Source organism: Arachnia sp. (assembly GCF_057238465.1).
On record NZ_DBHHFZ010000011.1, the window covers coordinates 1 to 13,574 of the forward strand.

General features: G+C 65.5%; 13 protein-coding genes and 1 pseudogene. 9 read left to right on the forward strand and 5 right to left on the reverse strand.

The features are described 5' to 3' along the window. Positions 1–247 precede the first annotated feature (247 nt). Positions 248–397 (forward strand): hypothetical protein, encoded by a 150-nt coding sequence (locus ACO6D6_RS11680; RefSeq protein WP_484785426.1) that lies wholly within the window; start codon positions 248–250, stop codon positions 395–397. Between the two features lie 98 nt (positions 398–495). Here the strand turns inward: ACO6D6_RS11680 and ACO6D6_RS11685 are convergent, their stop codons facing one another. Together ACO6D6_RS11685 and ACO6D6_RS11690 are read right to left on the reverse strand one after the other, a co-directional pair. Next, positions 496–4,050: a hypothetical protein gene (locus ACO6D6_RS11685; RefSeq protein WP_484785427.1), complete on the reverse strand. Its 3,555-nt coding sequence runs from the start codon at positions 4,048–4,050 to the stop codon at positions 496–498. A 136-nt stretch (positions 4,051–4,186) separates the two neighbouring features. Next, a complete protein-coding gene (locus tag ACO6D6_RS11690) occupies positions 4,187–5,227 on the reverse strand; it encodes a DUF2330 domain-containing protein (protein ID WP_484785428.1) in 1,041 nt (346 codons plus the stop codon). 53 nt (positions 5,228–5,280) lie between these two features. On the opposite strand from ACO6D6_RS11690, the pseudogene ACO6D6_RS11695 reads away from it, so the two are divergent. The 3 genes and pseudogenes from ACO6D6_RS11695 to ACO6D6_RS11705 form a co-directional block, all read left to right on the forward strand. Then, positions 5,281–5,665, forward strand: a pseudogene (locus ACO6D6_RS11695) (nucleotidyl transferase family protein); the annotation flags it as partial. Next, positions 5,662–6,054: a ribosome silencing factor gene (gene rsfS, locus ACO6D6_RS11700; RefSeq protein WP_484785429.1), complete on the forward strand. Its 393-nt coding sequence runs from the start codon at positions 5,662–5,664 to the stop codon at positions 6,052–6,054. The pseudogene ACO6D6_RS11695 and the gene rsfS, both read left to right, overlap by 4 nt. Next, positions 6,051–6,653: a histidine phosphatase family protein gene (locus ACO6D6_RS11705; protein ID WP_484785430.1), complete on the forward strand. Its 603-nt coding sequence runs from the start codon at positions 6,051–6,053 to the stop codon at positions 6,651–6,653. The genes rsfS and ACO6D6_RS11705 overlap by 4 nt, the downstream gene beginning before the upstream one ends. Positions 6,654–6,864: 211 nt before the next feature. On the opposite strand, the gene ACO6D6_RS11710 is transcribed toward ACO6D6_RS11705, so the two are convergent. Next, positions 6,865–8,091, reverse strand: coding sequence for an MFS transporter (locus ACO6D6_RS11710; protein WP_484785431.1), 1,227 nt, complete (start codon positions 8,089–8,091; stop codon positions 6,865–6,867). Positions 8,092–8,161: 70 nt separating this feature from the next. Between ACO6D6_RS11710 and ACO6D6_RS11715 the strand changes: the two genes are divergently transcribed. After that, positions 8,162–8,746 carry a TetR/AcrR family transcriptional regulator gene (locus ACO6D6_RS11715; RefSeq protein ID WP_484785432.1) on the forward strand — a complete coding sequence of 195 codons (585 nt, stop codon included), beginning with the start codon at positions 8,162–8,164 and terminating at the stop codon, positions 8,744–8,746. Positions 8,747–8,923: 177 nt separating this feature from the next. Continuing rightward, on the forward strand, positions 8,924–9,151 hold the full coding sequence (locus ACO6D6_RS11720; protein WP_484785433.1) for a type II toxin-antitoxin system Phd/YefM family antitoxin: 228 nt from the start codon (positions 8,924–8,926) through the stop codon (positions 9,149–9,151). A 162-nt stretch (positions 9,152–9,313) separates the two neighbouring features. Here the strand turns inward: ACO6D6_RS11720 and ACO6D6_RS11725 are convergent, their stop codons facing one another. Then, the gene (locus tag ACO6D6_RS11725) at positions 9,314–10,408 is read right to left on the reverse strand and encodes a Fic family protein (protein ID WP_484785434.1); all 1,095 of its coding nucleotides are present in this window, start codon (positions 10,406–10,408) and stop codon (positions 9,314–9,316) included. A gap of 183 nt (positions 10,409–10,591) precedes the next feature. Here ACO6D6_RS11725 and ACO6D6_RS11730 point away from each other — a divergent pair, with 183 nt between their 5' ends. Then, positions 10,592–10,771, forward strand: coding sequence for a FitA-like ribbon-helix-helix domain-containing protein (locus tag ACO6D6_RS11730; RefSeq protein ID WP_484785435.1), 180 nt, complete (start codon positions 10,592–10,594; stop codon positions 10,769–10,771). A gap of 61 nt (positions 10,772–10,832) precedes the next feature. On the opposite strand, the gene ACO6D6_RS11735 is transcribed toward ACO6D6_RS11730, so the two are convergent. Continuing rightward, positions 10,833–11,657 (reverse strand): class I SAM-dependent methyltransferase, encoded by an 825-nt coding sequence (locus ACO6D6_RS11735; protein WP_484785436.1) that lies wholly within the window; start codon positions 11,655–11,657, stop codon positions 10,833–10,835. Between the two features lie 207 nt (positions 11,658–11,864). Here ACO6D6_RS11735 and ACO6D6_RS11740 point away from each other — a divergent pair, with 207 nt between their 5' ends. Together ACO6D6_RS11740 and ACO6D6_RS11745 are read left to right on the forward strand one after the other, a co-directional pair. Beyond that, on the forward strand, positions 11,865–12,326 hold the full coding sequence (locus tag ACO6D6_RS11740; protein ID WP_484785437.1) for an MFS transporter: 462 nt from the start codon (positions 11,865–11,867) through the stop codon (positions 12,324–12,326). Positions 12,327–12,430: 104 nt separating this feature from the next. After that, a complete protein-coding gene (locus ACO6D6_RS11745; RefSeq protein ID WP_484785438.1) occupies positions 12,431–12,904 on the forward strand; it encodes a GNAT family N-acetyltransferase in 474 nt (157 codons plus the stop codon). The last annotated feature ends 670 nt before the right edge of the window (positions 12,905–13,574 follow it).

A 13,574-nucleotide genomic window follows, 5' to 3' on the forward strand; every position in this document is an offset into this window, starting at 1 on the left:
CTGAGAGTCTTTGTGGTAGGACACTTTGATTGTCTCAGATCAGGCAAGCCGCCCTTACGCCCCGCTCGGGGCAAAACGATAGTTTGGGGAAATCAAAACGCCCCTATGAATAAGCCTCCCTGTGTGCTCGCTCCTTTACCGAGTCGCCGATCTCGTGGTGTCACAGAGGCCTTGGTGAAAGCCCGAGCGACCTTCACCGGGGCCAGTCTGGGGCGAGGTACGTCTCCGCGGCGCAGGTTTGCTGCCCATGCCATACCTGCGGACTCTCGATGCGTTGCACCTCGAAGCGGCGATGCGACTCGATGCCACCGCGGTTCTCGCCTACGACCACAGGCTCGGCAAGGCGGCCCGGGTCGTGGGGCTTCAGGTGATCACACCCGGAACAGCGCACACGTGAAAGCCGCTGATCGGGACAAAGGGGTAGTGAAGCGGGGCGATCTGGAGGTCGCGGGAATATCGCCCGCGACCCTGTCGGTCGCCACGGAAAGGTTCTGCTCATTGGCCGGGGACATCCCCCGACAAGCAACGTCGCCACGCGTCGGTGAAAAGCTGCCCGAAAGGAACCAACGGAACTACCACGGGCAGCCGGGGAAGAACCTTGGGCGCCGCCTCGAGGTTGTAGAGCGAGGACTTCCACGACTCCATGGGCAGGTAGGGGGTTTTCGCCTCCTGCCAGCCGCCGGGCAGGAACAGGGAACGTCCCGCGCGCGCACGCCTGGCCCGCACGATCAGGTCCTTCTCCAACAGAGGAGCGGCGGCCCTCTCCCGTTCGGCCTTCCGCCATCCGTTCCAGAGGGCGATGTTCTTGTCGGTGGGGTTGTGGAGGGCCAGGAGCTGGAGCCAATAACGGGCCGAATCCTCCGCGAGCCCGAACCTGGCCGCCACCTCCGCCACGATCCCGGGTGCGGTGATCAGCGGATCCTGCGACCAGCCGTCGCCGGGCACGCGCAGATCCGCCTGGATCCCTCGATAGGGGGAGGGGTCGAACCCGGACTCGAAGTCGTCGAGACGCCCGGCCAGCCAGGCACGCAGCGGATCGTCGCGGCGAAGCATGGTGGTCAGCCAGAGCCACGTCGAGATCAGGGATTTTTCGAGCTCTTCGGAAGAACGCAGCGCCTCCAACTTTTTTGCACCGGCGTAGGGGAATTCCTGCTCCGCCGCCAGGAAGACCTCATCCGGGAATCGGACGGCATCCTCATCCAAGCCGAAATCTTCGATGATCGCGTCCACGTCGAGTCCTTCGGTCACCACCCTTTCGGGGTCCCGTGACCCGGCAGCGAGAATCCTCATCAGGTGGAGAGGGTCCTGGTCCCGCAGAAATGCCCTCGCCATTTCGGCTTCCTTGGGTGTGAGTCCCAGCAGTACGCGCAGCTCCTTCGGCAGGAAATCGGATTTCCACGTTTTGAAGTTGCGCGGCCCGCCCAGGAGAAGGGCGACGGCGCCGCGCAGCCACCCCAGCCCCTCGGCCATTTGGGCGACCTTGCCGGGACGCCATTCAGGTGCCCCCGTGGAGAGCAGCGCCTGGAAGGCCGCCGTCAATTCCTCGGCGGGAATCCCTTGGGCCCGCAGCAACACCGTGGTCGGGGCGCCGTCAACATGCTCGGGGACACCACCGCCGGGCGAGTAGACCGTCATCTCGTAGGACCCTCCTGGCATCCGCAGGAACATGGCGGGGCCGGTCGGGGTATCGATCAGGCTGCCGGGGTGGTGAACCGGCATGTCCCGGGTGTGTTCGAAGGTGAAGACGACGGCATCCGGTGAATAGAGCCCGGAATCGATGACGGCCGCGACGGCGGCGGCAGCTCCCGCCACGACGTCGCGGTCCAGCAGCGGAGCCGAGGCCAGGGCCAGCACGACCTCCGGCAGGACCAGAGGCAGGTACTCGAGCTGGGGAAGCATGCCCACCGTCACGTTCTCACCGGTCAACGCCCTGCGCACCTCGATCAGCTGTTCCCGGGTGGAGGCGCTGGAGCCGTGACCCAGCCACTCGGCCACCTTCAGACTGGGCCCGGGCAGGGACGTGGTGACGGGTTTCTCCGCGGGTGGGCTCAGCAGGTCAGCAGCCCAGGTGGCCAACGCCTTGACCCGGCAAGCGAGCCACACCGCGGCATCCGTCAGGGCCGGATCGGTGGTTCCCAGCAGATTCTCCGCCGCCGCGCGGACATCCGGGGCGATCGGTTCCCCTGATGTGGGCCAGGTGGAGAACCGGCCGTGCTGGAGCTCTGTTTCCGGGACGACGTTCAGGAGCGACGTGACATCCTCGGGTGTCACGGCGCGGAGCCTCGCGCTGACAGCTGCATCACGGATCCGGAACCAACGCCAGCCGCTCAACGGGACACGGTGCAGGAAATGCGTGTCGCCGAACTCGTCCTGAGCGGGAAACAACAGCTGACCGTCCTCGCGGTGGAGGGCGCCGTCCTCGTCGATCCACCAGCTCTCACCGACCCCGGGGAGCGCCACCCGCCCCGCTTGGGCGGCTGGCGGTTCCGGCGGCGGCGTTTCCCGGTGGGTTTCAGGGTCATCGGACCAGGTGAGGCACCAGGTGCTGCCGCGCAGCCAGTGGCAGCCGGTGACGGTGCCGTTCAGGACATAACGCCACTCCTGAGGTCTGGCACCCAGACGGGGCTGGTGGAATCTCGCCTCGGTGATGCGCTGATCGCCGTCGATCCAGATCACCCGACCCCGGGCCGCCACCCCGAGCGCCGTCCCGGATTCGTGGAAGGTGATTGCTGCGGTGGGGTCGTCACGGTGCAGCTCGGCGACCGCCGCCTCCAGGGCGGGCCAGGTGTACTCGATGAGCATGCCGTCATGGAAAGCCCCGGCGAGGAGCCGGGGGCCGGCGCAGAGCTGCAGAAGCCTGGACATCTGCTCGGGAAACAGAGCGTGCCCCTGCGGGGAAAACAGGGGACGGACGGCGCGGAGCCCGTCGAGGGCGGTGAGCATCGTCGATGACTCGTCCACGGCTGCGCCGAGCCACGAACCGAGCATCGCGCGGCTGCCCGCGTGGGCCAGCAGGACCTCCGCATGTTCTCTGAGCAACCCGACAAGAGCGGGAAGACTCCTACTGGAGAACGGGCTGCGGGCCAGATGGGTCAGATCCGGGCGGTCCTCGCCGTTGATCCAGCCGTTGAACCAGGTGGGAAACAGCTCCTCCGGTACGTCAGCACCCGCCTCGAGCAGCGCGTCGCACAGCTCGGGGGTGATGGGGTGCCTTAACCGTACCGTCGCCCCGGTCAGGGGCAGCGTGCGAACCAGGCGGCTGAGCCGGTTCCAGTAGGTGTAATGCCAGCGGGAGTCCACGAACCGCGTCAGCCATGCGACGGCGTCACGGTTCCCGGAGCGGAGGTCGTCCGCGATTCCCGTGGCTTCGATCAGGTCGAGCCAGGTATCGGATCCGACCTCGGTGGGGTTCAGCTCGAAAAGCGCCGAACGAACCTGTGGATCCTGCCTGGCCAAGGAGATGAACCGGTCGCGGTAGGCCTTCCAGAAATCCTCCGGCGCCTGGGACAGGTGCGCGGTTTCGAGGAGGTCACGCAGCAAACGGTTCTCGACCACGACCCGATCCGCTCCCACCGCCTCTATCAGGCGTCGGGCATCGTCCGCGAACCGCGGATACGGCGGTATCCCGATCCTGGCACGGTCAACGATCAACCCGATGAAGTAGTCCAGGGCCTCACTGGTGGGGCAACGCTGCAGCAGGGAGGCCGCCTCGGCCGTCAGCTCCGTGGCACCGAGGGCGCCGCGAGAGACGAACTCCCGGAAAACCCTGCGGTGGTGTTCCTCGTCAATGGGTAGACCGTGAGTCTGCCTGGCCTCGCGGGCCTTGGCGAACAGCTGTCTCACCGTGGGCAGTTGTTCGCTGTAGAGCGCGATCCGGGCGCCCTCCTCGAGGAACGGGGGAACGAGGTGCGGCTCGGAGATGCTGAGTTCGGCGGCTTTGTCCAGGAGGAGGTCGCGGGCGATTCCGGGTTTCCTCTCCATCAACTCATCGGCTCGTTCAAGGCAGGCGATGAGATCCGGGGGAAGGGGTTGCGGAGGCAGGAAGGTCATGTCGAGGCCTTTTCCGATTCGCCATCGTCGCGGCGAATCGATCGGATCGGATGGCCCCACTGTACGTGACAGAGACGACGGACGGTCTCCGCCGATGGAAGTTCGTCACGATGCCTCACCAGCGTTCGAGACGTGGTCACGGGTGCCCGGTGCGCGCAGGGTTCGCCAGTCGCTTCCTGCGGTGTCGGTGGAGGAGCAGCCACGTGAGCCCGCCGATAAGCAGCAACAGCACCGGGTAGGCCTTCCACACGGGGATGGCGACCTCGTAGGTGGGTATGTTTTCCTCGTCGGAATCGGCTTGGGTGAAGCGGATGTCATCGGTGAGCTCCGTCGGCTCGAAGTTGCCCTCCACCGCTGTCAGGTAGCGTTCACCATCGCCGAGGCCCAGCTCACTGGCCGGGACCTTCCCGGCGAATTTGACGGTCAGGTCGTGTGAATACGAGGTCGGTCCCTGCGTATCCATGCGGTGATCCGCCAGCACGAAGAGCTTCACCCCTTGGCGTGTCCGGGCGTGTCTGGACAGTTTGATGGGATAGATCGGCTCGTCGGTGGGGAACTCCATGCGCAGCGAGTCCAGGCCGTTCGACAGCGCCGCCGAGTCGCCGCCGGGCGTCAGCCGGGTCGCGGTGATCTGCCAGCCGGCGTCGAGATACTCCTGAAAAGTTGTTTCCACCTCTTTTCGGGCCGGGAACCCGTTGGTCTTCAGCCAGTCGTTGACCGCGGCGGCGCTGGTGCCCTGCAGGGTGGTCACCTCGAACGGCCCCACCGTCTGGACGTCGACGACCTGAACCCCGGGAGCCGCTCCATCAATGGGGCCACCAACCCCGGATTGCGGTCCTCTGTCCCTGGAGTCGGGCAGGAACTGTGGCACGTACCGGGGGCGAGGTTTGGTCAGTTCCTTGAGCCGGTCGAAGACATCCTTGTCACCCAAGCTGACCTTTCCCCCAGGAGGCAGCGGCATGATCCAGGCCGCTGTGGAAGCCTCACCATCGAGGTGCATCACCATGTCGATGCGCTCCCGCCCGTCGTTCATCACCACGAACGCGGTCTCAGCATTGATGTTCGCATCCGAGTCGGTCACCAAGGCCCCGCAGGCGCACGCCTGCGCCGGGGACGGCAGCCATGACGTTGCGACGATGAACAGCAGGCCCAGGGTGATGCGGAGAAAGTTCTTCACATGGATCAGGGTATGAGGTGGTCGGGTCAGTCTGATCAGGAGCCTGCGCGTAGATCGAGCGCCTCGGTGATACCTACACGGTCGACACCTTCAAGGACTTGCGCGTCCAGAGCGGAGGTGATGCCGACCTGTTCTTCAGCGCTGGTGTGGGCGCGTCAACCCAGGTCCTCAGCTGGCGGGGCGCCGACGAGTTGTCCGGCCTGGCGCATTTCGTGGGGGTCGCGTCCGGGTGTCCCCATGGTCGAGGTCGACATCGCTCATCCGCAGGTCAACAAGGTAACGTTGCTCAAGGTGCCGGCCATGGCGATCCGGTCCACGGATTGCCGTCGCCGATCCGAGCAGGGGCCACCGATCTGGTACCTCGTGCCGGATGGCATCGTCCGGTACATTGCCAAACGCGGGCTGTGCCCGCAGCAAGACACGGCTGGAGACACGTGAGCGTTCCTGAACAGATCCTCGACCTGATAAAGGTCGCCGCCCAGGCGGCAGCTGACAAGCTGGGTACGGACATCGTCGCATTCGACGTCTCGGAGCACCTCGCGATCACCGACGTGTTCCTCATCGTGTCGGCGAACAACGAACGCCAGGTCAGCGCCATCGTCGACGGAATCGAGGAGGCGCTGCTCAGGCGCGGGGTAAAACCCGCCAGGCGCGAGGGCGACCGTGAGGCCCGCTGGGTGCTGCTCGACTATCTCGACATCGTCGTGCACGTGCAGCGCAGCGAGGAACGCGCCCTCTACTCCTTGGAGCGGCTGTGGAAGGACGCGCCAGCGGTTCCGCTGGACATTGACCAGGTCACCGAGAAGGAAAGAATCGAGGTTTCGTGAGCACCACACTGATCCTGATCCGGCATGGCGAAACCAGGCTGAACGCGCTCGGGGTGTTTCAAGGGCAGTTGGACGAGCCGCTCAACGATGTGGGCCTCGGGCAGGCCCAGGCGGTCGCGGCGTCGATGGCGGGCCTCGAACCGGACGCGATCTATGCGTCCGATCTTCTGCGAGCCAAGCAGACCGCTGACGAGGTTGCGAAGCTGACCGGCCAAGAGGTGCGCACCGACGAGAGGCTCCGGGAGATTCACTGCGGTTCCTGGCATGGACGCAGCATCGACGAGGTGTCGCAGGAGTTCCCCCAACTGGTCGAGTTCCGTCGCAGTGGGCAGGATTTCCGCCGCTCGGCGACCGGTGAGACCGCGGCCGAGGTGGCCGACCGGGTGGGCGAGGCGCTGTTCGACATCATCAAGGAAAACAAGAACCAGACCGTCATGATCGCCAGCCACGGCCTGGCCATCCGGGTTGGGATCGCCAGGCTGCTGGGCCTGCCCGACGAGTTGTCGATGAAGCTTGGCACCTTGCAGAACTGCCGCTATGCCCTGGTCAGCCATTCCAAGCGGAGGGTTCGCCTGTCGGCCTACAACCTTCCCGGCTAGCCCGCCGGCGGTCCGCTGGGATCGGCGTCGCCCCCTGACGTTGAACCCGGGAGGGGTGGGCGTGTCGCTTCGGATACGGTGTGGCGCGTTTCCGCCGTGAAATGGGGCAGAGAAGTTGTGATCGAAATCGGTGAGTCAATACACCGTTCTCAGGGGTTGGTCTGGTGTCGGCTCCTGAGGGCGACCGGTTGGCGAGGTAAGCGCACGGCCTTCAAGGCCTCGTAGGTGGCGTCGGGCCGAAAAAGTCATCTGTTGGTGCGGGGCGGTCGGTGACGCCGAGGCGTTTCACCGCGGCCGGGATCAAGACGGCACCGGAAGCGATGATCACCGCGCATGTGGCGCAGGCCAGCAGCCAGCTTCCCGATTCGTAGAGGAAACCAGCGGCGAGGGAACCAATGGTCGCCCCGGCAAGACACGCCGCCTCGTAGAGGCCCAATCCGCGACCGAGATGCGTGCTGCCAGCCGCCTCGGCGATCACGGACTGTTCCACCGGAATCACGCAGGACCACGTGACTGCGGAGAGCACCCAGAGTGCCGCAATCCACGGCGGATTCGGTGCAAAGACGAGTGCGACGGCGAACAGCGCGCTCGCCACGGAACCGAGCATCAGCATCCTGCGGCGGCCGAACCGCACGACCAGGCGGTGCAGATGGGGCGGGAGAAGACCCATCGCGACGGCTCCCGGTAGGAATACATAGGCGACCTGCACCACCCCGAGATGGAATCCGCGCTGCAGGTGCAGGATCAGCAGCAGGCTGATCGTCGTCTCTGCGGTCATCGTGACCACCACGGCCGCGAGCATCGGTCGCAGCCTGGCGCCGAGCCCCCGAAGTGACATGCCCGACAGCTCCGCGCCTGCGAGCGCGTCATCTGGCACGTCGCGTCGCGGCAGGCTGAAAAGCTCCAGGGCGGCTGCGAGGCAGCAGGCGGCGGCGCCGGCGAACATCCATTGATGTCCGGCGGCGGACAGCAGAATGATCGCGGGCACCATGATCACCCAGCCCCCGGTTTCTTCCGCGGCCACCAGTTTCGCGAACACGCCCGAGTCCTCGGGCAGGCGCTCGCCGATGATCGTCCGGATCGCCACCCACAGGAAGGCCTCGGCCACGCCGGTCATGATTGCGGCGATCAGCGCCAGCGGCAGGCCCGTCGCCAGGGCGTAGAGCCCGCACCCGACCGCGAACACCCCCGCACCTGCGCCGGCGATGACGCCACGATCCGCGCGGTCCACGACCACACCGGCGAACGGGCGAACCACGAACGTCGCCAGCGCGTTCGCTGCGACCAGCATTCCGGTCTGCCACGGGGGCAGGCCGAGCACCGCGCCGGCGAACAGGGGAAGAACGAACTGGATGGCCTGATCCACGCCGCTGGCGAGTATCGCGCCGTTCAGTGTCTGGCGTTCCCGCGGCGGTGCCGGGGTGTCGGAAGAAGACATCGACCCTCCAAATTGTTAATACGATCGTGCTAGTAAAAATTATGGTAACACGAATGCGCTACCATGGAGGATGCCCAAACTCATTGATCACGACCGGCGCCGGGAGGAGATCGCCGAGGCGACCTGGCGGGTGATCCATGCCCAGGGCATCAGCGGGGTTTCCATTCGCACCGTCGCGGCGGAGGCCGGGATCTCCACTGGCTCGCTCAGGCATGTCTTCCCCAGCAAGGCCGATCTGCTCGTGCACGCCACGGAGCTGGTGGGGCGGCGCGCCCAGGGGCGGATCGAGGAACATCTTCGCGAACCGGATCCGCGTGCGCTAGTCCTCGCCGTCATCAAGGAACTTCTGCCCCTCGACGCCGAACGGCGGGCCGAGATGGAGGTCAACGTCGCGCTCATAGCCGAGGCCCCCGGTGATGAGCGCGTAAAGGAGGTCCTGGATGTGGCCTATGCAACGGTCCGGGATGCCTGCCGCCACTTGGTCGCTCACCTTCACCGGGCCGGGCTCACCGCTCCGGACCTCAATGTCGAAGAGGTGACAACGCTCCTGCACGGGCTGGTGGACGGGCTCGCCATCCACATGCTCGTCAACCCGGATCCCGCCTTCGAGCGACAGGCCCTAAGCATGATCGAAACCACCATCAACGGACTGTGACCGACCCGGTTGCGCAGCACTCAACGCCGATTCTGCTCTTCCAGGGGTGATATGCGGCGTTGAGTGCTGCGCAACCGTGATTCCTCCTCCAGGGCCTTGTGGGCGTACAGGGAAAACGGCAACGAAGCGCGATGGCTGGGACCGTCGATCCGTACCACTTTCAGGGGAGGGGTGGCCGTGTCCATCAGTGCCAGCGAGGCCCGCAGGACGTTGTTCCCGCTCATCGAGCAGGTCAACGCCGATCGCACTGCCGTCGAGATTGTTTCCCGCAAGGGGAACGCCGTTCTCATGTCCGCCGATGAATACGTCGCGTGGCAGGAAACGGCCTACCTGTTCCGTTCCCCCGCCAATGCCCGCAGGCTGCTTGACGCTTACGAGAGGGCCCGGGAGGGTGGGCCGAGGTGAACCGTCGGCTGCTGACCGCTGCGTTGCGATAATCCTCGCGTACGAACCGAGCAGCCCCGCCGCGTTCGGCAGGCGACTACTGGCCACGTCCGTTCCCGGGAAGAAAGCGTGAGTGGCGGGCAGTGGCAGACACGGATCACCGGGCCGCTCAGGCTGGGCCGCCTATTCCGGCAGGGGAGTCGTGAACAGTTCGTTCAGCAGCTTCTGATTGATGTAGACGACGTTTCGGCCGATCTTCTCCTTGGCGATCAGGCCGGTGGTGGCCAGCTCATTCAGCCACTTGGACGCCGTCTGCCGCTGGGCCAGTCCCGCGTCCACCACGTTCTCTATTCGAAGATAGGGTTGCGTGAAGAGCAGACGGGTCAGTTCCCCGGCGGGGAGTTTCGGCCGGATCCGGCGGATGTCGTGCTCCACGGTGCCTCGTAGGCCATCCGTCGCCTCCACGAGAGCCAGGGTCCAGCGGGCCGTCGACTCGATCCCGGTCAGCATGAACAGTATCCACGGCTCCCATTCGTCGGAGCGGGTGACGGCGTTGAGAAGGCTGTAGTACTCGTCCTTGTGGCGCACGATGTGACCCGACAGATACAGGATCGGGAGTTCGAGCAAACCGGTTTCGATCAGGGTGAGCAGGTTCAGGATGCGACCGGTGCGTCCGTTGCCGTCGAAAAATGGGTGGATGGCCTCGAACTGATAATGGGCCAACGCCATGACCACGAGGGGGTCCACGCCGTGGTCGCCGTGCAGGAACTTTTCCCACGCGCTCAGGTGATCCAGAATGATCTCGCGTCCCTCGGGAGGCGTGTAGATCCTTTTCCCGTTCGTGGGGGTTCCGATGTAGGTGCCCGGGGTGTTCCGGATGACGGACGGCCGCCCCAGGAGGCGGGAACAGATGTCGATTGCTGTCTGCTTGGTCAGGGGGCGCGAGGTCAGGGACTCCACTCCGGCTCGGAGCGCTTCACGATAGCGGAGCGCCTCCTTCACCTGTGGGGTCGGCTGGGTCAATGCCCCGTGCGCCGCCTTGAACAACTCGTCGTTGGTGGTGACGATGTTCTCGATCTCGTTCGATGCCTGCGCCTCCATCAGGGGGATGAGGTTGATCAGCATGGTGGGGTCGGGCAATCGCTTGCAGGCCCCGTCGAGCCGGGCCAGTGCCCTGCTCGCCGCAACCGTCGCCTTCAGGACCACCGGCGTCTCCACGTCCTTCGCCGGTGGGAGCGGAGGTAGGTTCTGGTGCGGGCGGTCAGGATGGTGCCACATGCACGAAGCGTAACCGTACAAGCGGGACGTGTCGAAATTTTGGGGATTTTTCGACACGTTTCACGGACGTGTCGATGATGTGTACATGTTCCCTCCAGGCTCTGGGACCTTCATGATCCAGTGGCAGGGCTCTCGATGTGCCTCTTGCGGGCGGTTTGATATCACTTGAGGGAGGTGGTTGCGATGGCATCCATCCTTGTCCGAGGCCTGGATGATTCGGTGGAGTGGCAGCTCGCCGAGCAGGCCGAGCGGCATGGACGTTCCATGGAGGCAGAGGCCTGCGACATCCCGACCAAGGGTGTGACGTCCCAACATCGGCTTGGCCCTCATGCAGGCCGTGCAGGAGGTCGGGGGAGCGGATGACCTGCCTGTCCCTGAACGTGATGACGTGGCGCGGGTGGGGCAGGCCCGACCTGATGCTGGTTCAGGCGCGGAGCAGGACCTCGCCGTGGACGACGACGAACCAGCTGTCGTCGCTGGCACCCCACTGCCGCCAGGCCTCGGCCATCGTCTCCAGGTCGCTTGTCGTGGTCAGGCCGAACTCCACCGCCTGCGGGCCGAACGAGGTCAGGCACCGCTGTGCCCAGGTGTCGGACCACCAGGCGCGGTCCTGCTCGGTGGCGAAACACCAGGTCGACGCCGACGTCTTCACATCCCGGAAACCAGCGGCCCGTGACCACGCCAGCAACCTGCTTCCCGCGTCGGGTTCCCCACAGTTGGCCCGGGCCGTGGCCATGTAGATCTCCCGCCACGAATCCATGCCCGCGGGCTGGGGAAACCACGCAGCCGCCGAGTACACGGCTTCGCGCGCGGCGACGATCCCCCCGGGGCGGACCACCCGACGCATCTCGGCGAGCGCCGCCACGGGATCGTCCAGGTGCTGGAGCAGCTGGTGGGCGTGGACAACGTCAAAGGTGTCGTCGTCGAAGGGCAGCGCGAACACGTCGCCTTCCATCAACTCCACCCGGTCTCGAAGGCCTCGTTCTGCCAGGAGGACCCGGGCGATGTCGAGCACGGCGGGCGAGGCGTCGAGCCCGACGACCCTTCCGGGCGCGACGAGCTCGGCCAGGTCGGCGGTGACGGAGGCGGGTCCGCAGCCGACGTCGAGCAGGTCCATGCCCTGTCGCAGGTGGGGGAGCAGGTATCCCGCCGAGTCCTGGGCGGTGCGACGGGAGTGGCTGGCCAGGACCGCCGCACCGTGGCCGTGGGTGTATCGATGAGTGGTTCCTGGAGCGTGCTCGGAGGGCATGGGGCCAGTATTGGACCGGCGGGATTCGCGCTGCAGTCGTGTCCGGGATGAGAGATGAGAAATGAGGATCAACAACGTGTCAGGGTTTGAACGACGTCTCGATGCACGCCTCGTCGCCCTCGTCTTCGCCACCAACGCCGCCTCCGCCAGCGCATGGACCAGCCCGGATGTGTTTGGGCTGTCTATTGCTGCCCGGGTGCATCATCGGTGCGCTCCTCACCCCCGTTCGGCGGCGGGATCCTGGACCGCTTCGGTCCCATGCGGCCCATCCTCACCGGCGCCGCCATCGGGGTGGTGACCCTCGTGCTCTTCGCCGTCCTCGGCGTTCACGGCTCAGGCGTTCGGCTGGCGTTGATCTACGCGCTCTTCCCGATCTGCCCGGGGTTGTCCGTCTCGAACTCCATGACCAACGGCCTGCGTTCCCTTCCTGATGACCTCCAGACCGACGGCAACGCCGCGTTCAACACCATCCAGCAGCTCGGCGGGGCCATCGGAACCGCGGTGGCGACCGCCATCGTCAACGTGGCCGAGGCGGCAGATCCGGTGGCGGGAACGACCACGGGCACCCAGCTCTCGTTCCACGTCCTGCTGGGCGCCGGCGTGGTGGCGTTCGTCGCGGCGCTGGTCGTGTTCATCCGGCCGGGAAGACCCGCCGGTGATCCGGCCTGACCGGGCAGGGGCGATTCGTTTCCGGGAAGGCGATGGTCGGTGGCATGTTGGAAACGCCTGCAGGGTTTACGTACCGAGCTGTCGTCGAGTGCGAGGAGGCTGTCATGACCGGTGAGAACGTGATCGCGGTGCCCGACCCCGACGTCAGGGTGGAGCTGCCGGGAGGTTTCGTGGTGGACACGGACCGCGGTCGGCTCGATCTGGAACGCGTACACCGCTGGTTGTCGACGGATGCGTACTGGGCGCTGGGACGGTCCCGCGATTTCGTGGAGCGGGCCGCGGCGGCGTCGGTGAACTTCGGCGTGTACGGGCCAGACGGCGCGCAGGTTGGGTACGCGCGGGTGGTAACCGATGGCGTTGCCTTCGGGTGGCTCTGCGACGTCTACGTCGCGCGCGAGGTGCGTGGGCGTGGGCTCGGGGTCGCGCTGTCCCGGACCGTGGCGGAAACGTTCCGGCGACTCCGGCTAAAGCGGCTCATGCTCATTACCCCCGATGCACACGATCTCTACGCCGAGGTGGGGTTCGTGCCCTTCCCGGACCCGGAGAAGCTGATGGTGCTGGGACCCGTCGACCACTGAACGAGGACCGACCGATGCCCCGGGATCAAGGACGTGGGCGATGGAGGAGATGGCGGCTATTGCCTGGCCATTGCTGGTTTGAATGAGGTGGCGGGGGAGGTTGTTGCTGAAGAAGTTTGGTAACCGCGGTAATTGTTTGTTTACAATTTGACGGATAACTCCCCCGCCGAGACAAGAGTAATGCATGCCCTGACGAAATGGCAACACTTGTCGAAAGTTAAGTACAATATGGCAGGGAATGTTGGCGGTACTTTATCCATGCGGGGGCGGGATGGGGGATTGGTCGATTCGTGGCTTGGGGTCATTTGGGTATAAACCCTAGTGAAGGCGCAATACGCGGATTTGTTTGAAAGTGGTAGGAAAATTCATCGGATGTCCGAGGTGTTATCGCGCCCGGGAGTACCTCGGGGTGTGGTCAGCTGATGGGTGGACGTCCGCGATGTGCCGGGATGGGGGGTGACGGCGACGGGTAGTGCCGGCCAATTAATCGATAAAACGACAAGAACTCTAAAGATGAGTGCCTTCCCCGGGTCCGGCTGGTCCGACCGTGGACGCTGACGGGTGGGTGGCGCTGCGAGCACTCTTGGTCCGCTTGCCTTCCCGCCGTCCGCTTGCCTTCCCGTGGTCCGCTTGCCTTCTCGTCGTCTGCTGGTCTTTCCTGCGGGAACGC